23 protein-coding genes, 1 rRNA gene and 1 other RNA gene are annotated in these 20,135 nt (G+C 32.5%); 19 read left to right on the top strand and 6 right to left on the bottom strand.

Annotation, left to right across the window (positions count from 1 at the left end):
- Positions 1-2: 2 nt before the first annotated feature.
- The 14 genes from hrcA (at position 3) to rpoZ (ending at position 12,308) form a co-directional block, all read left to right on the top strand.
- Positions 3-1,049, top strand: coding sequence for a heat-inducible transcription repressor HrcA (gene hrcA, locus IKZ35_04470; GenBank protein MBR4893216.1), 1,047 nt, complete (start codon positions 3-5; stop codon positions 1,047-1,049).
- Positions 1,042-1,545 carry a nucleotide exchange factor GrpE gene (gene grpE, locus IKZ35_04465; GenBank protein ID MBR4893215.1) on the top strand — a complete coding sequence of 168 codons (504 nt, stop codon included), beginning with the start codon at positions 1,042-1,044 and terminating at the stop codon, positions 1,543-1,545. The genes hrcA and grpE overlap by 8 nt, the downstream gene beginning before the upstream one ends.
- A 12-nt stretch (positions 1,546-1,557) precedes the next feature.
- Positions 1,558-3,387, top strand: a complete 1,830-nt coding sequence (dnaK, locus tag IKZ35_04460; protein ID MBR4893214.1) for a molecular chaperone DnaK — start codon at positions 1,558-1,560, stop codon at positions 3,385-3,387.
- A 50-nt stretch (positions 3,388-3,437) separates the two neighbouring features.
- Positions 3,438-4,577 carry a molecular chaperone DnaJ gene (dnaJ, locus tag IKZ35_04455; protein ID MBR4893213.1) on the top strand — a complete coding sequence of 380 codons (1,140 nt, stop codon included), beginning with the start codon at positions 3,438-3,440 and terminating at the stop codon, positions 4,575-4,577.
- The gene (prmA, locus tag IKZ35_04450) at positions 4,577-5,473 is read left to right on the top strand and encodes a 50S ribosomal protein L11 methyltransferase (GenBank protein MBR4893212.1); all 897 of its coding nucleotides are present in this window, start codon (positions 4,577-4,579) and stop codon (positions 5,471-5,473) included. Before dnaJ ends, prmA begins: the two co-directional genes overlap by 1 nt.
- 277 nt (positions 5,474-5,750) lie before the next feature.
- Complete coding sequence (locus IKZ35_04445) at positions 5,751-6,278, top strand: GerMN domain-containing protein (protein MBR4893211.1); 528 nt, start codon at positions 5,751-5,753, stop codon at positions 6,276-6,278.
- A 68-nt stretch (positions 6,279-6,346) separates the two neighbouring features.
- Positions 6,347-7,564: an O-antigen ligase family protein gene (locus IKZ35_04440; protein MBR4893210.1), complete on the top strand. Its 1,218-nt coding sequence runs from the start codon at positions 6,347-6,349 to the stop codon at positions 7,562-7,564.
- Positions 7,565-7,575: 11 nt separating this feature from the next.
- The gene (locus IKZ35_04435) at positions 7,576-8,655 is read left to right on the top strand and encodes a polysaccharide pyruvyl transferase family protein (GenBank protein MBR4893209.1); all 1,080 of its coding nucleotides are present in this window, start codon (positions 7,576-7,578) and stop codon (positions 8,653-8,655) included.
- A 1-nt stretch (position 8,656) separates the two neighbouring features.
- The gene (locus IKZ35_04430) at positions 8,657-9,865 is read left to right on the top strand and encodes a nucleotidyltransferase family protein (protein ID MBR4893208.1); all 1,209 of its coding nucleotides are present in this window, start codon (positions 8,657-8,659) and stop codon (positions 9,863-9,865) included.
- A 7-nt stretch (positions 9,866-9,872) separates the two neighbouring features.
- Entirely contained in the window at positions 9,873-10,331 is a 459-nt protein-coding gene (locus tag IKZ35_04425; protein MBR4893207.1) for a DUF1273 family protein, read from the top strand.
- 48 nt (positions 10,332-10,379) lie between these two features.
- A complete protein-coding gene (locus IKZ35_04420; protein MBR4893206.1) occupies positions 10,380-11,252 on the top strand; it encodes a YicC family protein in 873 nt (290 codons plus the stop codon).
- A 9-nt stretch (positions 11,253-11,261) separates the two neighbouring features.
- A complete protein-coding gene (locus IKZ35_04415; GenBank protein MBR4893205.1) occupies positions 11,262-11,525 on the top strand; it encodes a DUF370 domain-containing protein in 264 nt (87 codons plus the stop codon).
- On the top strand, positions 11,515-12,108 hold the full coding sequence (gene gmk / locus IKZ35_04410) for a guanylate kinase (GenBank protein ID MBR4893204.1): 594 nt from the start codon (positions 11,515-11,517) through the stop codon (positions 12,106-12,108). Before IKZ35_04415 ends, gmk begins: the two co-directional genes overlap by 11 nt.
- Positions 12,105-12,308, top strand: coding sequence for a DNA-directed RNA polymerase subunit omega (rpoZ, locus tag IKZ35_04405; protein ID MBR4893203.1), 204 nt, complete (start codon positions 12,105-12,107; stop codon positions 12,306-12,308). Before gmk ends, rpoZ begins: the two co-directional genes overlap by 4 nt.
- Before the next feature lie 49 nt (positions 12,309-12,357).
- On the opposite strand, the gene rnpB is transcribed toward rpoZ, so the two are convergent.
- The 4 genes from rnpB to IKZ35_04385 all read right to left on the bottom strand — a co-directional run bounded on the left by rnpB (position 12,358) and on the right by IKZ35_04385 (position 13,774).
- Positions 12,358-12,697, bottom strand: an RNA gene (gene rnpB / locus IKZ35_04400) — RNase P RNA component class A.
- 51 nt (positions 12,698-12,748) lie between these two features.
- On the bottom strand, positions 12,749-12,991 hold the full coding sequence (locus tag IKZ35_04395) for a 30S ribosomal protein S18 (GenBank protein ID MBR4893202.1): 243 nt from the start codon (positions 12,989-12,991) through the stop codon (positions 12,749-12,751).
- A gap of 34 nt (positions 12,992-13,025) precedes the next feature.
- Entirely contained in the window at positions 13,026-13,448 is a 423-nt protein-coding gene (locus IKZ35_04390) for a single-stranded DNA-binding protein (GenBank protein ID MBR4893201.1), read from the bottom strand.
- Positions 13,449-13,477: 29 nt separating this feature from the next.
- Complete coding sequence (locus IKZ35_04385; GenBank protein ID MBR4893200.1) at positions 13,478-13,774, bottom strand: 30S ribosomal protein S6; 297 nt, start codon at positions 13,772-13,774, stop codon at positions 13,478-13,480.
- Between the two features lie 216 nt (positions 13,775-13,990).
- Here IKZ35_04385 and IKZ35_04380 point away from each other — a divergent pair, with 216 nt between their 5' ends.
- From IKZ35_04380 to IKZ35_04365, 4 genes are read left to right on the top strand one after another with little or no spacing between them, the layout of a single operon-like run.
- Positions 13,991-14,701 carry a hypothetical protein gene (locus tag IKZ35_04380; protein ID MBR4893199.1) on the top strand — a complete coding sequence of 237 codons (711 nt, stop codon included), beginning with the start codon at positions 13,991-13,993 and terminating at the stop codon, positions 14,699-14,701.
- Between the two features lies 1 nt (position 14,702).
- On the top strand, positions 14,703-15,485 hold the full coding sequence (locus tag IKZ35_04375) for a CpsD/CapB family tyrosine-protein kinase (GenBank protein ID MBR4893198.1): 783 nt from the start codon (positions 14,703-14,705) through the stop codon (positions 15,483-15,485).
- Between the two features lie 21 nt (positions 15,486-15,506).
- Positions 15,507-16,208, top strand: a complete 702-nt coding sequence (locus IKZ35_04370; GenBank protein MBR4893197.1) for a hypothetical protein — start codon at positions 15,507-15,509, stop codon at positions 16,206-16,208.
- A 41-nt stretch (positions 16,209-16,249) separates the two neighbouring features.
- Complete coding sequence (locus tag IKZ35_04365; GenBank protein MBR4893196.1) at positions 16,250-18,061, top strand: polysaccharide biosynthesis protein; 1,812 nt, start codon at positions 16,250-16,252, stop codon at positions 18,059-18,061.
- 51 nt (positions 18,062-18,112) lie between these two features.
- Here the strand turns inward: IKZ35_04365 and IKZ35_04360 are convergent, their stop codons facing one another.
- Together IKZ35_04360 and dpsA are read right to left on the bottom strand one after the other, a co-directional pair.
- The gene (locus IKZ35_04360; protein ID MBR4893195.1) at positions 18,113-18,691 is read right to left on the bottom strand and encodes a dipicolinate synthase subunit B; all 579 of its coding nucleotides are present in this window, start codon (positions 18,689-18,691) and stop codon (positions 18,113-18,115) included.
- Entirely contained in the window at positions 18,679-19,563 is an 885-nt protein-coding gene (gene dpsA, locus IKZ35_04355) for a dipicolinate synthase subunit DpsA (protein MBR4893194.1), read from the bottom strand. The genes IKZ35_04360 and dpsA overlap by 13 nt, the downstream gene beginning before the upstream one ends.
- Positions 19,564-19,869: 306 nt before the next feature.
- On the opposite strand from dpsA, the gene IKZ35_04350 reads away from it, so the two are divergent.
- A 16S ribosomal RNA gene (locus IKZ35_04350) occupies positions 19,870-20,135 on the top strand; the annotation flags it as partial.

Raw genomic sequence — 20,135 nt, 5'->3', positions numbered from 1 at the left:
AAGTGAGTTTAACAGACAGAAAGAAAAAGATTTTAAAAGCAGTAATAGAAGATTATATCAATTCTGCCGAGCCTATCGGTTCAAGGCATATTGCAAAAAATCACGATATATCTTTATCATCTGCAACAATAAGGAATGAACTTGCTGACCTTGAAGATTTAGGCTATCTTGTTAAAACTCATACATCTTCAGGAAGAGTTCCGTCTGATTTAGGGTACAGAACATATGTTGATAACCTTATCCAGACTTACCTTGTGCAAATGCAGGAAATAGGTAATTTAAAACTTCAGATGCAACAGAAGATGAGAGACCTTGATTTTTACATAAAAAAGGTTCTTGATATAGCATCAAGCCACACTAATTTAACAGCAGTAGCCCTTACTCCTGACTACACTAAAGGTTATATCAAAAATATTGAGTTTATAATGCTTGATAAGTCAAATATAATGCTTATTCTTGTTACAGATACAAATGTGGTAAAAAGTAAGCATATTCATCTTAAGATGGAAGTAGACCTTGATTTTATAAGCGGACTTAAAGAGCAACTCAATGAGTATATAGCAGGGCATACTATTGAAGAAATCAGCCAGACAAGTTTTGAAGAACTTACTTTAAAATTAAGGGGCGACCACAGAGCAGTTGTAGAAATACTTGAATTTGTATATTCAACTATCAGCGAAATAAATGAAAATGACATTTATTTAAGCGGAGAAACAAATATGCTTGCCCTTCCTGAATTTAAGGATATTAAAAAGGCAAAAGATTTTCTTGAACTTGTACATGACAAATCAAAAATGAAAAATATTCTTGTATCAAATATTAAAGACGATATTTTAAATGTTGTTATCGGTGATGAAAGTAATATCGATGAAACCAAAGGTCTTAGTATGGTGCTTTCGACATATAAGATTACCGACTCTGTGTACGGGGCAATAGGAATTATCGGTCCGACAAGAATGGACTATGGAAAAGCAATTTCGTCTTTAGAATATATAAGAAATTCTCTTAACGAGGGGTTTAATCCTGATAAAGAGGAAGGAGATGAATAGATTGGAACAAAAGGAAAAAATTAAAAACGAAGAAGAAGTAAAAGAAGAAGTAGAAACTACGGTTGAAAATGAAGAATCAAAAGAGGAAGAAGATTTTAAGGATAAATATATAAGAATTCTTGCAGAGTTTGATAATTACAAAAAAAGAACTCAGAAGGAAAAAGGGGAATTATATGAATATACCCTTTGCGAACTTATATCTAAAATGCTTCCCGTGTTTGATACACTTAAATTAGCGTTAACTCACGAAACGAAAGACGAAGCGTTAAAAACAGGAGTAGAACTTACTATAAAGCAGTTTGAAAAGGTTCTTAATGATTTAAATGTTGTTGAGATTGAGGCGCTGGGGCAGACATTTGACCCTAACTGTCATAATGCAGTAATGCATATTGATGATGAAAATTATAAAGAAAAAGAAATTGTAGAAGTATTCCAGACAGGATACAGATTAAATGACAAAATAATACGTTACAGTATGGTAAAAGTTGCTAATTAGGAGGAAATTAAAATGGCAAAAGTTATAGGTATTGATTTAGGTACAACAAATTCATGTGTAGCAGTTATGGAAGGCGGAGAAGCAACCGTTATTCCTAACGCTGAAGGCGCAAGAACAACAGCATCAGTTGTTGCTTTCGCAAAAGAAAACGAAAGATTGGTAGGCCCTGTTGCTAAAAGACAGGCAATTACAAACCCTGATAAAACAATTATCTCAATTAAAAGAGATATGGGGTCTGATAAAAAGGTTAAAATAGACGATAAAGAATATTCTCCACAGGAAATTTCTGCTATGATTTTACAGAAATTAAAAGCGGATGCAGAAAGTTATCTTGGAGAAAAAGTTTCTCAGGCAGTTATAACTGTTCCTGCATATTTTAGTGATTCTCAAAGACAGGCTACAAAAGACGCAGGTAAAATAGCAGGGCTTGAAGTATTAAGAATTATTAACGAACCTACTGCTGCTGCTCTTGCTTACGGGCTTGACAAAGATAACGAGCAGAAAATTATGGTTTATGACTTGGGTGGAGGTACATTCGACGTATCTATCTTAGAAATCGGAGACGGAGTATTTAAAGTACTTGCAACAAGTGGTAACAACCGTCTTGGAGGAGACGATTTTGACCAGAAAATAATCGACTTCCTTGCAGAAGAATTCAAAAAGGAAAACGGAATAGATTTAAGACAGGATAAAATGGCTCTTCAAAGACTTAAAGAAGCAGCAGAAAAAGCGAAAATTGACTTATCGGGGGTTACAACTGCAAACATAAACTTACCGTTTATTACAGCAGATGCTACCGGCCCTAAACATATGGACATCACTTTAACAAGAGCAAAATTTGATGAATTAACATCAGACCTTGTTGAAAAAACTATGATTCCTACCCGTCAGGCATTACAGGATGCAGGTCTTAGCGCATCAGAAATTGATAAAGTGCTTTTAGTTGGTGGTTCAACAAGAATTCCTGCAGTTCAGGAAGCAGTTAAAAAATTCACAGGTAAAGAGCCATTTAAAGGCATAAACCCTGACGAATGTGTTGCTATCGGTGCAGCAATTCAGGGTGGAGTTTTAGCAGGTGATGTAAAAGATTTACTTTTACTTGATGTTACACCACTTTCACTTGGTATTGAAACATTAGGCGGAGTTTGCACAAAACTTATTGAAAGAAACTCTACTATTCCTACAAAGAAAAGTCAGGTGTTCTCAACTGCTGCAGATTCCCAGACAAGTGTTGATATTCATATTCTTCAAGGGGAAAGAGAAATGGCTGCAGGTAACAAAACATTAGGAAGATTCCAGTTAACAGATATTCCTCCTGCACCAAGAGGAGTTCCTCAGATAGAAGTAACATTTGATATTGATGCCAATGGTATTGTTAATGTTTCCGCAAAAGACTTAGGCACAGGTAATGAACAGAAAATTACAATTACTTCAAGCACAAACTTAAGCGATGAAGAAATTGACAAGGCAGTTAAGGAAGCAGAAGCATTCGCAAATGAAGATAAACAGAAAAAAGAAGAAATCGAAGCAAGAAACAATGCTGACTCTTTAATTTATCAGACAGAAAAAACAATAAACGAAGCAGGAGATAAATTAACAGAAGACGACAAAAAAGCAATCACTGAAAAAATTGATGCTCTAAAAGAAGCATTAAAAGGCACAGATACAGAACTTATTAAAAAAGGCACAGAAGAACTTAACCAGAAAATCTACGAGTTTGCTCAGAAACTTTATCAGCAGGCTGCACCTAATCAGGATATGGGCGCACAGGAAGGAAATACAGCAGATAACGGTGCATATGAAGCAGACTATAAAGTGGTAGACGAAGACGAAAATAAATAATTTAAGTTGCAGGCTCAAATTAAGAGCCTGCAATTTGTGGTGGTGTATATATGGCAGAAAAAAGAGATTACTATGAGGTGCTTGGCATTTCAAAAGGGGCAACACCTGAAGAAATAAAAAAAGCATATCGTCAGATGGCAAAAAAATATCATCCTGATGTTAACCCTGATAATAAAGAGGCTCAGGATAAGTTTGTTGAAGTTAACGAAGCATACGAAGTGTTATCCGACCCTGATAAAAGAAGCAAGTATGATACATACGGTCATAGTGCTTTTGACCCTAACGGAGGGTTCGGGGGATTTGATGGTGGTTTTTCAGGCTTCGGAGGCTTTTCGGATATATTTGAAAATATGTTCTCAGGCTTTGGTGGTTTCGGTGGTGGAACTACTCAGAGAACTGGCCCTCAAAGAGGAAGACATGTGGAAAAAGTTATTGAAATTGATTTTCTTGAAGCAGCATTCGGCGTAGAAAAAGAAGTAACAATTTCAAGAAACGAAAAATGTGAAAAATGCGATGGCACAGGCGGTAAAACAAAAGATGATGTTAAAACCTGCCCTGTATGTAACGGTTCTGGTCAGGAAAGAGTTGTCCAAAGAACTGTGCTGGGTCAGTTTGTAAATATGCGTACATGTTCGCGTTGCAATGGAAGAGGTAAAATAGTAGAAAACCCTTGTTCCGAGTGCAGAGGCTCAGGCAATGTAAGAAAATCAAGAACTATTAAAGTTAATATTCCTGCTGGTATTGACCACGGTCAGAGAATATCTTTAAGAGGCGAAGGGGAAGCAGGAAAATTTGGTGGTCCGTCAGGAGATTTATATATAACAGTTGCTATAAAGAAACATCCTGTTTTTGTAAGGGAAGACTATGATGTTTTTGTTGAGATTCCTATAACATTTTCCGAAGCAGCGTTAGGTGGTAAAATAATCGTTCCTACTATTCACGGAAAAGTAGAAATGACTATTCCTGAAGGAACTCAGAATGATGACCGTTTTATTTTAAAAGGCAAAGGTATTCCTAACTTAAGAGGAAACGGTAAAGGTAACCAGTATGTTACTGTAAGCGTGGAAGTTCCAAAAAAATTAAGCCAAAAGCAAAAGGAAATATTAAAAGACTTTCAGGAAACTTTTGAGCCTCAGAATCATTCAAAAAGAAAAAAATTCTTTGACAGCATAAAGGAGTTGTTTAACTGATGTACTGGAACGAAATATGCATAACAACAGAGCCTGAAAAAATAGAAGAAGCAAATATCTTCTTCTGTAACCTTGGTATTTTATCTCAAAGTATTGAAGACCCTAATGATATAATAGAACATCAGAGCGAAGTAAGATGGGACTATATCGACGAAGAAATTTTAAATAAGGATATGAAAAAAGCCTTTGTTAAAGTTTATGTAGAAGATGATTTGGAAGCAGAAGAAATTTTAATTAAGGGGAAAGAACAGGGCTTTGATATAACAAGTAAGAAGTTAAAAGCAGAAGACTGGGAAAATGGCTGGAAAAAATATTATCAGACATTTAATATAACAGATGACCTTGTAATTGTTCCCGCATGGGAAGATTATGAGAAAAAAGAAGATGAAAAGGTAATAATTTTAGACAGTGGTATGGCATTTGGCACTGGCACTCATGAAACAACAAAGATGTGTGTAACCTTTATTAAAGATATAGTTTCAAAAGACACAAAAAAAGTTCTTGATATTGGAACAGGGTCAGGCATCCTTTCTATTGCAGCCTCTCTTTACGGTGCAGATGATATAACAGCCATAGACATTGACCCTCTTGCAGTTAAAATCGCTAAAGAAAATGTTATGATTAATGATAAAAGTGATGTTATTAATGTTTTTGAGGGTGATTTGCTTAAAAATATATCAGGTAAATACGACCTTATTATTGCAAATATCGTTGCAGATATAATAAAAGAACTTATCCCTCATATAAAAGAATATTTAAACGAAAAGGGTAAGTTTATAATATCTGGAATAATAAAAGAAAGAGAAGAAGAAGTTTTAAATTTTGCTAAAGAAAACGGTTTTAATATTGACCTTATAAATTCCCAGGGCGGATGGAGCGCAATGGTTTTATCTTAAAAAAGTAAATTTAAATCAGGCATACTGTAAAAAACAGTATGCCTGATTTAGTGTAGTACTACTACTCTGTACTAAGCCTGTTTATACTTTAAATAATCTTTAATATTTCCTGTTTTTTCAAATTCTTTCCACAATTTGTTTTTTTCCATAAAATCACCCTCGTTAGCATATGTAAAAAGATAGTCTATATGCGTAAATTTAGTTGACAATATTTGTGATATGTTATAAAATAAAATTGATAAAATGTGATTATATGTTTTATAAAAAAGGTGATTATATGAATAAAAAAGTCATAGCATTAGTCTTAGCAGTTATTATAATTTTAATTGCAGGAATATTTATTATATCAGAAATTACAAATAAACCGTATGAAAAGCCATATGAAAATACAACTAAGATAACTGCTTTAGTTTATTATCTTGACTCTTCAGGGATAAAACTTCAAAAAACAGATACCGAAATTATATTAAAAGAATCTGAAAATAAATACAAAAAGGTTTTAGAAAAACTTATCGAAGGACCGTCTTATACAAATCTTCATTCGACAATTGATAAAAGAACGGTTATTAACAGTGTTACACTTAATAACGATATATGCACAGTTGATTTTTCTGAGTCTTTTACAGAATATAACACAGGTGGTTCGTTAAGAGAACTTTTATGTGTATATTCGGTTGTAAATACGCTTTGTCAGTTTGAAGAGATAAATAAAGTTTCTTTTATGGTAAACGGCAGTAAGATAGAAAGTTTCGGAGAACTTGATATGTCAGGCCTTTACGAAGAAGATTTATCCTATACTAAATAAAACAAGAAAGATATAAATATTTAAAAATCGTGTTACATAGATTATTAAATATTATTTGAGGAATAAAAATGAAAAAAAATATATTTTTAATAGATCTTTCCATTTTGCTTTTTGCAATAACAGGCTTTTTCTATTTTTTAATAGGTAATGGTTATGTTTTACTTGGTGTATCCATAGTTCCTATAAGTTTATATATTTTCAGTTCGGTTATGACTATGGATAAGGATAACAGAGCATGGCTTGTTTTCGTTATATTTATGTGGATATCAGCATTGGTTTCGGTATATCAGACTGAAAGTTATAAATTTATGCTGGTTGTACTTGTTACATTTGCGGCAAAACTTGTTTTTGAAAGTGTATACGGTTGGCATATGAAGATGTCAAAGATTTTTTATTTCTTTGCTTTTATTCATACTATGGCTGTTATTCTTTCTTTGTTTATTCCTGACCAGATAAAAGCGATTGTAAATACCTTGTATACAGGGGATGCAGTTGATAAATATATGGGCCTTTTCGAGGCTGGTGCATATTCGGGCATTGCAGGGCAGACAGGGTTTGCGGCATATTTTATATCCATTTTCTTAGGGTACTCGATTTGCGGTCTTATGACGGGAGAGAAGAAAGGAAGAAATTTATTTTTTGTTATGTTGGGCATATTTGCCATACTTCTTACTGTTAAAAGAAGTTATATTCTTTCCAATCTGATTGCCACAATATTTGTATTTTTTGTTTATAATAAAGGAACTAAAAAAACAACTAAGAATATTATTTTGTCAATTATAGTGGTTACGGTAGCCTATTATATCTTCAGGTCAAATTCTGCGATGCTTAATGTTATAGAAAAGATGAATGAGCTTTTAGAATCAGGGGATATTACCAACGGACGAATGGAATTATGGAGAGAAACTTTATTATTATGGAAAGAAAATCCGATTTTTGGCTGTGGCTTAGCAGTTCTTCCTGTATATTATGGAATATCAACTCATAATTCATATCTTCAGATTCTTGCAGAAGCAGGAATATTTGGTTTAATAACTTATGTTGTTATTCTTATTTCATCACTTGTAAAGAGTTGTAAAGTTTTCAAACAAATACAAGATGCTGAGAAAAATGAAAAAGCTGTTACAATAAAGGAAAAAACAACATTCTTAACATGTATATATATGCAGGTTGTATTTTTAACATATAATTTTGCCGGTAATCCACTATATGGTATATCTTTTATGCTTTTAAATGCATTCTTTATTGCCTGTATTAAATCATATATGCAAAATAAAAATGGCTAAGGAGTCTTTTTATGAGAGTTGGTATTATAACTTATCACAGTACAAGAAATTGCGGGGCAGTGCTTCAGTCATATGCCTTAAATAAAGTTGTTTCTGACTTAGGCTATAAATGCGAAATAATAGACTATAAATGCGAGAATATAGAAAAAGCATACAAAATTAAAAAAATATATGAGTTAAGAAGTATAAAAGAATTTATAAAATGGGGTCTCTTGGTACATACTCAAAAAAAATCTCAGAAAGAATTTGATAAATTTACAAAAGAGAATCTTAAAATTAGTAGAGTTTATAATAAAGATAATATTACTGATGCAAATAAAGAATTTGATGCATTTATAACGGGCAGTGATCAGGTCTGGAACTTTAATTTAAACGGTGCCGACGAAAATTACATATTAAATTTTGCAAAAGAAGATAAGATAAAATTATCATATGCAGCAAGTTTAGGTTATAAAACTATTCCTAAAAATTATACTCACATATTTAAAGAAAATTTAACAACATTTAATGCTATATCCGTGCGTGAAGAAGAGGGCTTGGAATCTCTTAAGGAATTAGGGCATAACTCAGAATTAGTGCTTGACCCGACTCTTCTTCTTAAAAAAGAAGATTATTATAAATTTGTTAATCATAATAAAAACGGTGATTACATATTTGTATATACAGTTGCAAATACTCCTAATATTTATAAAAAAGCATTGGAACTGTCTGAAAAAACAGGGTATCCTGTGATATGGGCTCATATGAATTTTATGAATAAAAAGGGAGTTTTGAATTTAAAGAATCCATCCTGTATAGAATTTCTTACACTTTTAAATAACGCTAAATATGTATTAACATCATCATTCCACGGAATGGCGCTATCTATTGTTTTAAACAAAGAGTTCTTTTATGATTTGTCGGTAAGTCCGAATAATCATAATTCAAGGCTTACAACTTTAGCATCTTCTCTATCTCTTACAGAAAGAGAAATGAAAGAAAATAAAGAACTTAGTATAAATGAAAAAATAGACTATGAAAAGATAGAACAATTACTTAACGAAAAGAGAAGAGAATCAATAGATTTTCTTATAAAGGGTTTAGGAAAGTAAAATGACTAAAAATTTTCTTGATACAATTTATCTTTATAATTGTGCAATAAGAGGCAAAGAACCTGAAATTAAATCTGATATAAATATTAAAGACGTGTATATCATATCCAAAAAACAAGGGATATGGGATACAGTCTTTTTGTCTTTAAAAAAATTATATGATAAAGATAAAACTATTATAGAGGCTGATATCTTTAATAAACTTAATAATGAGTTTTTAATAAAATGCACACTTAATTCCAAAAGACTTGTTTTTGTGCATAACATTATAAAAAAATTAGAGGATAACGGTATAAACTGCTGTATATTAAAAGGGGAAAGTGTTTCTTTATATTATAACACCCCTTTAGCAAGAATTTCATCTGATACCGATATTTTAATAGATAAAGAAGAAACTGACAGGTGTCTTGAAATACTAAAAGAAGAAGGATTTATTATAGAAGAACAACTGTATGAATCACACCAGATAAGATGTGAACATCCCACCTCAGGGCTTATTGAGATTCATAACAGAATGTACGGAGTAAAGACAGAAGATGTTACCTTTAATAATGAAATTAAATATGATGAAGATCATGTAACTTTTTTAGGTTTTGATAAATGTGAACTTAAAACATTAGGATATACCGATAATGCACTGTTTTTACTTATGCATTTTCTAAAACACTTTATTTCAGAAGGTGTAGGAGTAAGGCAACTTGCAGATACACTTTTATATATAGAAAATAATTTTTCAAAAATTGACTTTGACAGAGTGAACACACATCTTAAAAACCTTAAGTTTGATACTGTGTTTTCATATATAATAGAAATTGGAAAAAGATATTTTGATTTTCCGAAAGATTTAGTAGATACTTCTTTAATTGATGAAAAACTCCTTGAAAAAATTCTTTTTGATATGGAGTGCGGGGGAGTATTCGGTAAAGATTCAGACAGGAAAGGTTTTTATGATTTATATTTAGCCGAAAGATATAAAAGTATAAAGAATAAAGATATTTCTGAATACTACAATAAAAGAAAACTTGCAAGATTATTTCCAAACAGGAAGTTTATGAGTATAAACTATCCTTATGTTGAAAAAAACATTCTTCTTATGCCTATTGCATGGGTTCACAGGATGATAGATTCAATTAAGCCGAAAAAGGAAATTTTGGCAGGCGAAAATAATAATGAACGCCTTGATTTTTTCAAAGAATTAGATATGATTTAGAGGTATAATGAATAAAAAAGTATGCTCTTTTACAGGGCACAGAATAATAGAAAATACTTATGAAGTTAAAGAAAAACTAAAAAAATTAATTATAGAACTTATAGAAGATGGATATTTAGAGTTTTATAACGGTGGAGCAATAGGTTTTGATTTTTTAAGTGCAATTACAGTAATTGAACTTAAAAAAGAATATGATATAAAACTAAACCTTATCCTTCCGTGCAAAAATCAGGATTTAAAATGGAATAACTACAATAAAAAAATTTACCGTTATATTATTGATAACTGTGATAGTTTGGAGTATATATCCGAAGAGTATAATAACTTTTGTATGCATCAAAGAAACAGAGCGCTATGTGAGAGGTGCGACCTTTTGGTAGCATATTTAAAAAGGAATTACGGAGGCACATATTATACAGTAGAATATGCTAAAAAAACAGGTAAACGCCTTATCAATATTACTTGACAAAACTAATTTAAAACTGATAAAATATAACAATAAAAGGAGAAGATTATGGTAAGAAGTATGACAGGATTTGGCAGATGTAAAATGTCTGTCAATGAATATGATATAAACATTGATATTAAGTCTGTAAACCACAGATATCTTGACCTTAATATCAAACTTCCTAAATACTATGCATTTTTGGAAGAAAAAATAAGAGAAAAGGTTTCATCAGTAATCACAAGGGGTAAAATTGAAGTATCTGTATACATAAAACTTGTGGGAAGTGATGAAAAAGAGATAGTACTAAATGAGCCTTTGTGCGAAAATTACATATCAGTACTAACTGCTTTAAAGAACAAACTTGGGACAGATGATAAAATTGACATAAGGCTTATGTCAAGATTTAATGACATCTTTGAACTCGAATATAAGGAAGCGGACGAATTAAAGGTTGCAAACAGCGTAATGGAAGTCTTAGGAGCATGTCTTGATGATTTTATTTTAATGAGAGAAAGAGAAGGTCAGAGAATAAGAGATGACCTTCAGATAAGACTTACAAAAGTAGAAAAATTAGGCAAAATAGTTGAAGAAAGAGCACCGCAGATAGTTAGTGAATACAGAGAAAAACTATATGCAAAACTTAAAGAAATTTTAGGCAGTTTTGATGAGCAAAGAGTTATTCAGGAAGCAGCCATATATGCTGATAAAATAACTACTGCTGAAGAAACTGTAAGACTTTCAAGCCATATCAAAGAATTTAATTCTTTGCTTGAAAGGGGCGAAGCAGTCGGTAAAAAGTTAGACTTTATAGTTCAGGAAATGAACAGGGAAGTTAACACAATCGGCTCAAAATGTAATGACTTTGAAACTTCAAAGGTTGTTGTTGAATTAAAGAGTGAAATAGAAAATATAAGAGAACAGATTCAGAACATAGAGTAGGGGTTTTGTATGAAATTAATTAATATAGGTTATGGTAATGTTGTTCTTGCTGATAAAATTGTTGCAGTGGTAAGCCCTGATTCTGCGCCGATAAAAAGAATAATTCAGGAAGCGAGAGAAAAGGGGAATTTAGTAGACGCAAGTTATGGAAGAAGAACAAGGTCAGTTATTGTAACAGATAGCGACCATATAATTCTATCCTCAATTCAGCCTGAAACAATAGCCAACCGTCTTGACGAAAATTCCGAGGAGGTTTTTAAAAATGACAGGTAAGTTATATGTTATTTCAGGACCTTCAGGAGTCGGCAAAGGTACAGTTGTCAGTAAGATTATGAAGAACAATAATTTATTTTTATCGGTTTCCGCTACTACAAGAAGTAAAAGAGAAGGGGAAGTGGAAGGAATAAATTACTATTTTAAAACTCATAATGAATTTGAAGATATGATAAAAAATAATGAGTTTTTAGAATGGGCAAGATTTTGCGAAAACTCGTACGGAACTCCCGTAAAGCCTGTTAAAGATAAACTTAATGATGGAATAGATGTAATATTGGAGATTGAAATTCAGGGCGCTATGCAGGTTAAGAAAAATATGCCCGAGTGTGTTATGATTTTTATTGCACCACCATCCTTTGACGAACTTGAAAAAAGGCTTAAAGGAAGAGGCACAGAAACAAAAGAGGTAATAGACTTAAGAATTGCAACTGCAAAAGAAGAAGTAAAGGTTGCTAAAAATTATGACTATATAGTTGTAAATGATAATATAGAAGAAGCAGTTTCTGATGTATTATCTATAATAAAAGCAGAAAAATGCAAAAAAGAAAGAGTCATTGAACAAATGGAGGTATTAAGATGATTTTTAAAGAATTTCAGGATTTGGTTAACAAAGCAGGTTCAAGATACGGGCTTATTATTTCTGTAACCAAGAGAGCGAGAGACATTAAAGACGGAAGTGATCCGTTAACTGTGTCTGATTATGAAAAAACCGTTTCAGTGGCTACTAAAGAGTTTGCAGAAGGCAAAGTAAGTATTACTAAAGAAACAAAAGATGTATAAAAAACAGGCGAAATGATTTTAATCATTTCGCCTGTATTTTTTAACTTAATAAAAGAGAAAATCTGTAAGCCGGGTTCTGTCATTTAAGGTAGTCATCTATCTGGTACCCGAATTGCTTCGGGCATCAAGCCACAATTCGAAAAATGTCGGGCAAACTTAATTTTTCAGTTAGTGTTGCTTCGGATGGGGTTTACACAAATACACGGTCTCCCGCATATTTAGTGAGCTCTTACCTCACTTTTTCATCCTTACCTGTAAAATACAGGCGGTAATTTTCTGTTGCACTTTCCTTAGAGTCGCCTCCACCGGACGTTATCCGGCATCCTGCCCTGCGAAGCCCGGACTTTCCTCACTCAAAAAAATATGAGCGCAACTACCCAATTTTCTCTTATTTAAATTTAAATAGCAGGGGATAACATCCTCTGCTATTTTTGTATTTATTAGTCTGTTGTGAAAGGAACAAGAGCAATATGTCTTGCCTTTTTAATAGCAGTTGTCAACTGTCTTTGATGTTTAGCACAAGTACCTGTAATTCTTCTTGGAAGAATTTTAGATCTTTCAGAAAGATACTTTCTTAGTTTTGGAACATCTTTATAGTCAATTGAAGTTGCTTTTTCAACACAGAAATTACAAACTTTTCTTTTCATTCTTCTTGGTTTGAATGATTTTTCCATTTCAGCCATCTGGCGCACCTCCTATTTATTGATATTTTTTCGATTAAAACGGAAGAGAATCGTCATCATCAAGTGGCATAAATTCATTATTAGAAGGTTTTGCTTCTTCACTAAAGTCATTTACGCTTCCGCCCTGAGGATTGTCTTTCTTACTTCCTACAAAATTAACTTCTTCGGCAATAATGTCAGTAGCATAACGCTTCTGCCCATCCTGACCGTCCCATGATCTTGTTTGAATTGAGCCTGATACAAGAGCCAACTGACCTTTAACAAAATATTTTTTAACAAACTCAGCAGTTCTGTTAAAAGTAACAATGTTTAAAAAGTCTGTCTGTCTTTCTTCCCCCTGCCTTTGAAATCTTCTGTCAACAGCAAGAGTGAAACGAGTAACCACAACACCGCTTGGTGAAGTTGACTGCTCAGGATCTCTTGTTAGGCGACCCATTAAAATTACTTTGTTAAACATAATAAATACCTCGCTAATTTTTTAAAATATTAGTCTTCCTGCTTAACAACTATATCACGAATGATACCGTCTGTGATTTTGTAAATTCTTTCAAGTTCTTGTGGGAATGAAGGAACAGATGTGAATTCCATAAACACATAGTATCCTTCTGTCAAATCGTTAATTTCATACGCTAATCTTTTTTTACCCCAAATATCAACATTTGTAAGTTCACCATTAGCAGAAATTAAGTTTTTGAATTTTTCAACTAATTCATTGATTTTTTCTTCTTCAATTGTAGGGTTAACAATGAATATAGTTTCATACTTGTTTTTAATTTCAACCATTTCTTACACCTCCTTCTGGACATTTGGCCCTCTTAACTCCAAAGGGCAAGGAACCTGTATTCCATAATACAGCCATTAAATTATATATTAAGTGTAAAAAAAAGTCAAGAACTTTTTGAAATAAAAAATATTTCTTTTATGGTTGCAATATTTATTTATGTGTGATATACTGTTATATGCAGTATAATGCGTATTTTATGTTACGGAGGATTAAACATGAATGATCAGATTAATTTAATGAGCGTTGTATCAATGGTGATGAAGCGTTGGTGGATTCTCGTTGTTACTACGATTTTACTTGGCGGTATATTTTTAGCAGTTACCGAGTTTTTAATACCAGAGATGTATACATCAACAGGTAAGCTTTTAGTAAGCAGTTCAAATCCATCTGCAAATCCGGACGGAGAAAGACCGGCAGAAAGTATCAATACACTAAATGCTTCTGCAAGACTACTTAATACATACACAGAAATTTTTAAAACCAATACCTTTTTAAAACAGGTTGCCTTAGAAAGCGGAACAACATATACAGAAAGCCAGTTAAAAGGTATGGTGCAATATTCATCACTTAACGAAACTGAAGTTCTGGAAGTAGAAGTTGTGTGTACCGACAAGGCAGATGCAAGACTTATCTGTGAACTTATTTTAACAAATGCTCAAAGAGCAGTTAATGATATAGGAAGCGGAGGTTCTGTTGCAATAATTGATGAAGCATCTACTCCTGTTACTCCTTCAAGCCCTAACAAAACTCTTAACACAATTATAGGTGTGTTACTTGGTATGATTTTAGGCGTTCTTATTATATTTATAATAGAACTGTTTGATACAAGAATCAAAACAGAAGACGATTTAGTTTCTAAATTTGATTTACCAATACTTGGGGTTATCCCTGATTTAGAATCATCTTTAACAAAAGGAGGTAAGTAAAATGAGTGCATCAAATAAGAAAGTAAAATTAGGTGGATTCTTCAGTAAGAAAAAACCTCTTTCATATGAAGATGATATGGCAAATATCATTAACGACGATACCAAATTTAATATTAAAGAAGCGTATAAAACAACAAGAACTAATGTTATCTTTTCACTGAATTCAAACAAAGGATGTAAAAGAATAATTGTTACCTCTTCAATTCCTGGTGAAGGTAAATCTTTAACATCCGTAAACACAGCGATCACTTTTGCTATGGCGAATACAAAAGTTCTTATAATCGACTGTGACTTAAGAAAACCAAAACTTCACAGATATCTTGGTGTAGATAATAAAAAAGGTTTATCAAATGTTTTAGGTGGGTTTGACAGTTTGGAAGACTGCCTTAAAAGAAATAAAGATTTAAATATCGACTTTATAACAGCAGGGCATACTCCTCCTAACCCGATTGAACTTTTATCAAGTGAAAATATGTCAAAACTTCTTGATGAAATGTCCGAGAAATATGATTATATATTCCTTGATACCCCTCCTGTTAATGTAGTTGCAGATACTTCTGCAATAGCAAAATTTGTAGACGGAATTCTGTTTGTTGTTCGTCATAAATTTACTACTCAGGATATGGTTTATAAAGCAATAAGTTCAATGGAATTTGCAAATGCTAAAGTTTTAGGATTTATCTTAAATGATGTTGACTTATCGTCATATTCATTTACATCAAAAGTAGGATACGGAAACTATAAATACAAAAACTACTATCAGTATAGCAGTTACTATTATTGATAATAGTAGAAAGGTGTTAATATGGTTGATTTTCACACTCACATCCTCCCCGACATGGATGACGGGGCACAAGATGTAGAAGTTGCGGCAAAAATGCTTTTATTGTCTAAAACTCAAGGTGTAGATACCATTGTTGCGACGCCACATTTTAATGCCTCTATGGAATCCTTGGAAAGTTTTCTTAAAAGAAGAGACAAATGTTTCAAAGAGTTAATGGCATATGTTGAAGAAAACGGTCTTGATGTTCCGAAGATTGTTTTAGGTGCGGAAGTAGCATTTTGCAAAGAGGTTATTGCATTAGATATAAGAAAACTGTGTATAGAAAATACAGATGCAGTTTTAATTGAACTTCCGTTTGTCTTTTTAAATGGCTGGATATATAATGAACTTTACAGAATATCTATGGAATATAAAATAGATATAATTCTTGCTCATGTTGAAAGATATGTGGGAGTCAGAGATGATTTTTCTATGATTGAGCCTTTCTTTGATCTTGATATGTATATACAGGTTAATGCAGAAAGTTTTATAGACAGAAGAATGAAAAAGACTATGCGTAAAATGATTAAGGAAAAAAGAATTGATCTTTTAGGCACAGATTGTCATAACTTAAAAAAGAGAAGTCCAAATATGGATAAAGCATATAAATACATAGAGAAAAAATACGGAGAACAGTTGATTAAGAAAATAGAAGAAAATTCGGAAAAAATATTGAGTAAGTAGGTATTTTACCCATGAGAAGAAATTTACGAAAATTATTTTTAATGTTTATAGACTTTTGCATGGTTGCTATTGCATATTTTCTTGTTGTAATGTTAATAAGAAATGATTTTATAAGTTTTTTAAAAACTCCTCAGGCAACATATTCTGTTATAGTAACAGGAGTTGCAATTGTAATTGCTCTTAATGTAATAGATTTTTACTCCTCGCTTTGGGTTTATACAGGAACGAAGGAATATTTCTCAGGTTTCTTAGCGAGTATAGGAGCAGTTGCAATAGTTGGCCTTGCAACAGGATTTTTTGGCAACTATTTCTTGCCTTATAAATATGTTATTGCATCCGGAATAGTGTCTATTATTATGTGTCTTGGATACCGAGTAGGAATAAAGGTTGTTTATGCTTTCTTAGAAGAGTATTTTGCACAAACCAATAATGTGAAAACAAATTTACTTATTATTGGAGCAGGGGACTCTGCAGCATTGGCTATAAGAGGTATAAGAAGAGATAAATATTCTAACTATAACATAGTCGGGCTTGTAGATGACAATTTAAGAAAAAGCGGGTCATTGGTATACGGTATCAAGATAATTGGTACAAGAGATGATATCCTGGACATTTGTGAAGAAAAAAATGTTAAAGAAATTCTTCTTGCTATTCCGTCCATCTCTGAAAAAGATAAATATGAAATTCTTAATATTTGCGCAAACACCTCTTGTAAAATTAAAATTCTTCCTAAAACAATGGGAATTTCAGGCGATGTTAAAGTTAACAAAGATGCAAGAGATATTCAGATAGAAGACTTACTTCCTCGTGATGTTATCGAACTTGATATTGATGATATATCCGAAGATTTAAGCGATAAGGTAATTTTAGTAACAGGCGGAGGTGGGTCTATCGGCTCAGAACTCTGCAGACAAATTGCAGCGTTCAAACCGAAAAAACTTGTCATCGTTGATATCTATGAAAACAATGCGTACGATATTCAGAATGAATTAAAAGACATTGCACCTGAACTTGATATTGAAGTTTTAATTGCAAGTGTAAGAGATAAAAACAGATTAGATAAGATATTTGAAAAAATAAAACCCGAAGTTGTATTTCATGCAGCAGCGCATAAACACGTTCCACTTATGGAAGATTCATCCTGCGAAGCAGTAAAGAATAATATTGTAGGAACTCTTAATGCATGTCTTGTATCTGATAAACACAATGTTAAAAAGTTTATTTTAATATCAACAGACAAAGCAGTTAACCCTACTAATATTATGGGTGCTACCAAGCGTGTGTGCGAAATGATTATTCAGGGAATAAATAAAATAAGTAATACCAAATTTGTTGCAGTAAGATTTGGTAATGTGTTGGGAAGTAACGGGTCGGTTGTTCCTCTGTTTAAAAAACAAATAACAAACGGTGGCCCGGTTACTATTACACATAAGGATATTACAAGGTATTTTATGACTATTCCTGAAGCCGCTCAACTTGTTATGGAAGCAGGAGTCTTTGCTAATGGCGGAGAAATATTTGTGCTTGATATGGGTGAGCCGGTAAAAATATATGATTTGGCAGAAAAAATGATAAAACTATCCGGTTTGACTGTGGGCAGAGATATAGATATCGTTGTTACGGGTCTAAGACCGGGCGAAAAATTATATGAGGAACTGCTTATGGATGAAGAAGGTCTGTCTTCAACCAAGAATAAAAAAATCTTTGTTGCAAAACCTAATAATATCGACTTTGAAAAATTAAAAGAAGATATTGATGTGCTTTTGAAATATGCAAATGAAGAAGATTCTTCCAGCATAAGAGATAAATTAAAAAACCTCGTTCCATCATTTAAAGAAGAAACAAATTGTTAATACATAAAAAGTTCAGGAAAGTTCCTGAACTTTTTTAATATTTTTGAATGGTCATTTTTCGTATATAATAGGCTGAATCTGTTTTCCCTCTATTGCAAAAAGAAGAGTTTTATCTATTTCATCCATATTTGCAACTAATGAGCGTGGCTTATCAAAAGGCGCATCCTGATTGAAAGGAACAAAGAATATTCCCTTATAATTTAAAAGAAATCCTATATTCTTAAGCGAATTTCCAAGTCCGTCATTTGTCGATACTGCTATTATAATAGGCTTTAAATTCCTTAATGTTGCCTTAGTTGCCATTGTAACAGATGTATCGGTAATACCGTTTGATAACTTTGCCAATGTATTGCCGGTGCAAGGTGCAATAATAAGCGCATCAATAAGATTTTTAGGACCAATCGGCTCAGCATCTTTAATGGTTGAAATAACCTTGTTTTTACATATATCTTCTAATTTTTCAATAAGAGTTTTTGCATCAGTGAATCTTGTATCTGTCTTAAATACATTATCTGATACAATAGGTATAACATTATACCCCATATTTTTGATTTTTTCAATTTGGGGTATAACTTTATTAAATGTGCAATAGGAACCGGTGAGGGCAAAGCCCACATTCACATTCCCCATATTTTAACCCCCAACTCAGTTAAGATATTACTGATTGTATTTTTGATTATTATTCCTGCGGTCTGGGGTGCAATTTTCCCAGGTAAAGAAAGAGCGCGTATAACTTTTATGTCAAGAAGTTTTGCATATTTGAAATCTATGCCTCCGCTTCCCGATGCAAGATCTATTATAACTGAATTTTTCTTAACTCTCTTTAAACATTCCTCATCAATTACCAAAGATGGTATGGTGTTAAATATAATATCAAATTTGTTTATATTATCATAAATATTCTTTGTCTTAATTTTTTTATATCCATAGCAATCAATCCATGATAAATCTTCTAATTTTCTGGCGCTTACCGTAACGTTAACTCCAAGAGAAGATAAACTTTTTGCAAGTATTTTTCCTATTCTTCCAAACCCGCAAATAAGTATGTTTGACCCGTGCAGAGTAAAAGGAGTTTCATTTATCGCAATGGAGATTGCCCCTTCAACTGTTGGAATAACATTGTATACACTAAGTTCCTCCCTTAATCCGTAATCAAAACTTAAAATGTTTTTCGCTTTTAATTCGCTTTTGAATGAAGAATTTAAAATACCCCCAAAAAGAAGTTTTTTAGAATCAGAATATTCTGTTATTTCAGATAATTTTATATTTTTCTTGGAAAAAGGTGCATTTAAATACAGGTTATCTCTGGATAAGGGTATGCCCATTATGAGTATATCATTTTCCAAAATTCCTTTTTCTAAATCACTGTATATATAATAAGGAATAGACTCGGTAGAGTTATCAAATCCGTAAAAGGAAACATCAAATCCATCATTTTTAAATTCCTTTGCAACAGTAAGTTGTCTTAAGTCTCCTCCAAGTATAAGAATCTTCCTGTTCATAATAAAGCACCTCCGCAGATAATCTATTATAATTTATGATTTTTAAGTATTTCTTGTGATTTAAAAAAATATAAAAAAATTTTAAAAATTTGCTTGACATATAAAAAATAGTATGGTATATTAAGAAAGTTGCTGGAACAAATCTGGCATCGGTCTTTGAAAATTAAACAATATGATGGTCCTTGAAATTTTTTAAAAATGAGTTTTAAACTGAGTTTAAAAATGAACCAAGGTAATAAAGGAAATGCAAGCAAAGAAAAAGCTAGCAAAACTAAGTCAGAATTAATTTGAACGATTAATAAATTTTTTATTAAGAGTTTGATCCTGGCTCAGGACGAACGCTGGCGGCGTGCCTAACACATGCAAGTCGAGCGAGAAACTTAAGAATGATCCTTCGGGTGAATGATTAAGTGGAAAGCGGCGGACGGGTGAGTAACGCGTGAGTAATCTGCCTTAAGGAGGGGGATAACACAGAGAAATCTGTGCTAATACCGCATAACATATTTCTCCCGCATGAGAGAGATATCAAAACTGAGGTGCCTTAAGATGAGCTCGCGTCCGATTAACTAGTT

It is taken from the genome of Clostridia bacterium (assembly GCA_017554615.1).
Classification (GTDB): Bacteria; Bacillota; Clostridia; order UMGS1840; family HGM11507; genus SIG450.
This window is presented reverse-complemented; position numbering and strand designations above follow the sequence as displayed.

Excerpts from the sequence above, each read along its gene's own strand:
- grpE (MBR4893215.1), top strand. The coding sequence starts at position 1,042 with ATGAATAGATTGGAACAAAAGGAAAAAATTAAAAACGAAGAAGAAGTA.
- dnaK (MBR4893214.1), top strand. The coding sequence starts at position 1,558 with ATGGCAAAAGTTATAGGTATTGATTTAGGTACAACAAATTCATGTGTA.
- dnaJ (MBR4893213.1), top strand. The coding sequence starts at position 3,438 with ATGGCAGAAAAAAGAGATTACTATGAGGTGCTTGGCATTTCAAAAGGG.
- prmA (MBR4893212.1), top strand. The coding sequence starts at position 4,577 with ATGTACTGGAACGAAATATGCATAACAACAGAGCCTGAAAAAATAGAA.
- IKZ35_04445 (MBR4893211.1), top strand. The coding sequence starts at position 5,751 with ATGAATAAAAAAGTCATAGCATTAGTCTTAGCAGTTATTATAATTTTA.
- IKZ35_04440 (MBR4893210.1), top strand. The coding sequence starts at position 6,347 with ATGAAAAAAAATATATTTTTAATAGATCTTTCCATTTTGCTTTTTGCA.
- IKZ35_04435 (MBR4893209.1), top strand. The coding sequence starts at position 7,576 with ATGAGAGTTGGTATTATAACTTATCACAGTACAAGAAATTGCGGGGCA.
- IKZ35_04430 (MBR4893208.1), top strand. The coding sequence starts at position 8,657 with ATGACTAAAAATTTTCTTGATACAATTTATCTTTATAATTGTGCAATA.
- IKZ35_04425 (MBR4893207.1), top strand. The coding sequence starts at position 9,873 with ATGAATAAAAAAGTATGCTCTTTTACAGGGCACAGAATAATAGAAAAT.
- IKZ35_04420 (MBR4893206.1), top strand. The coding sequence starts at position 10,380 with ATGGTAAGAAGTATGACAGGATTTGGCAGATGTAAAATGTCTGTCAAT.
- IKZ35_04415 (MBR4893205.1), top strand. The coding sequence starts at position 11,262 with ATGAAATTAATTAATATAGGTTATGGTAATGTTGTTCTTGCTGATAAA.
- gmk (MBR4893204.1), top strand. The coding sequence starts at position 11,515 with ATGACAGGTAAGTTATATGTTATTTCAGGACCTTCAGGAGTCGGCAAA.
- rpoZ (MBR4893203.1), top strand. The coding sequence starts at position 12,105 with ATGATTTTTAAAGAATTTCAGGATTTGGTTAACAAAGCAGGTTCAAGA.
- IKZ35_04395 (MBR4893202.1), bottom strand. The coding sequence starts at position 12,991 with ATGGCTGAAATGGAAAAATCATTCAAACCAAGAAGAATGAAAAGAAAA.
- IKZ35_04390 (MBR4893201.1), bottom strand. The coding sequence starts at position 13,448 with ATGTTTAACAAAGTAATTTTAATGGGTCGCCTAACAAGAGATCCTGAG.
- IKZ35_04385 (MBR4893200.1), bottom strand. The coding sequence starts at position 13,774 with ATGGTTGAAATTAAAAACAAGTATGAAACTATATTCATTGTTAACCCT.
- IKZ35_04380 (MBR4893199.1), top strand. The coding sequence starts at position 13,991 with ATGAATGATCAGATTAATTTAATGAGCGTTGTATCAATGGTGATGAAG.
- IKZ35_04375 (MBR4893198.1), top strand. The coding sequence starts at position 14,703 with ATGAGTGCATCAAATAAGAAAGTAAAATTAGGTGGATTCTTCAGTAAG.
- IKZ35_04370 (MBR4893197.1), top strand. The coding sequence starts at position 15,507 with ATGGTTGATTTTCACACTCACATCCTCCCCGACATGGATGACGGGGCA.
- IKZ35_04365 (MBR4893196.1), top strand. The coding sequence starts at position 16,250 with ATGTTTATAGACTTTTGCATGGTTGCTATTGCATATTTTCTTGTTGTA.
- IKZ35_04360 (MBR4893195.1), bottom strand. The coding sequence starts at position 18,691 with ATGGGGAATGTGAATGTGGGCTTTGCCCTCACCGGTTCCTATTGCACA.
- dpsA (MBR4893194.1), bottom strand. The coding sequence starts at position 19,563 with ATGAACAGGAAGATTCTTATACTTGGAGGAGACTTAAGACAACTTACT.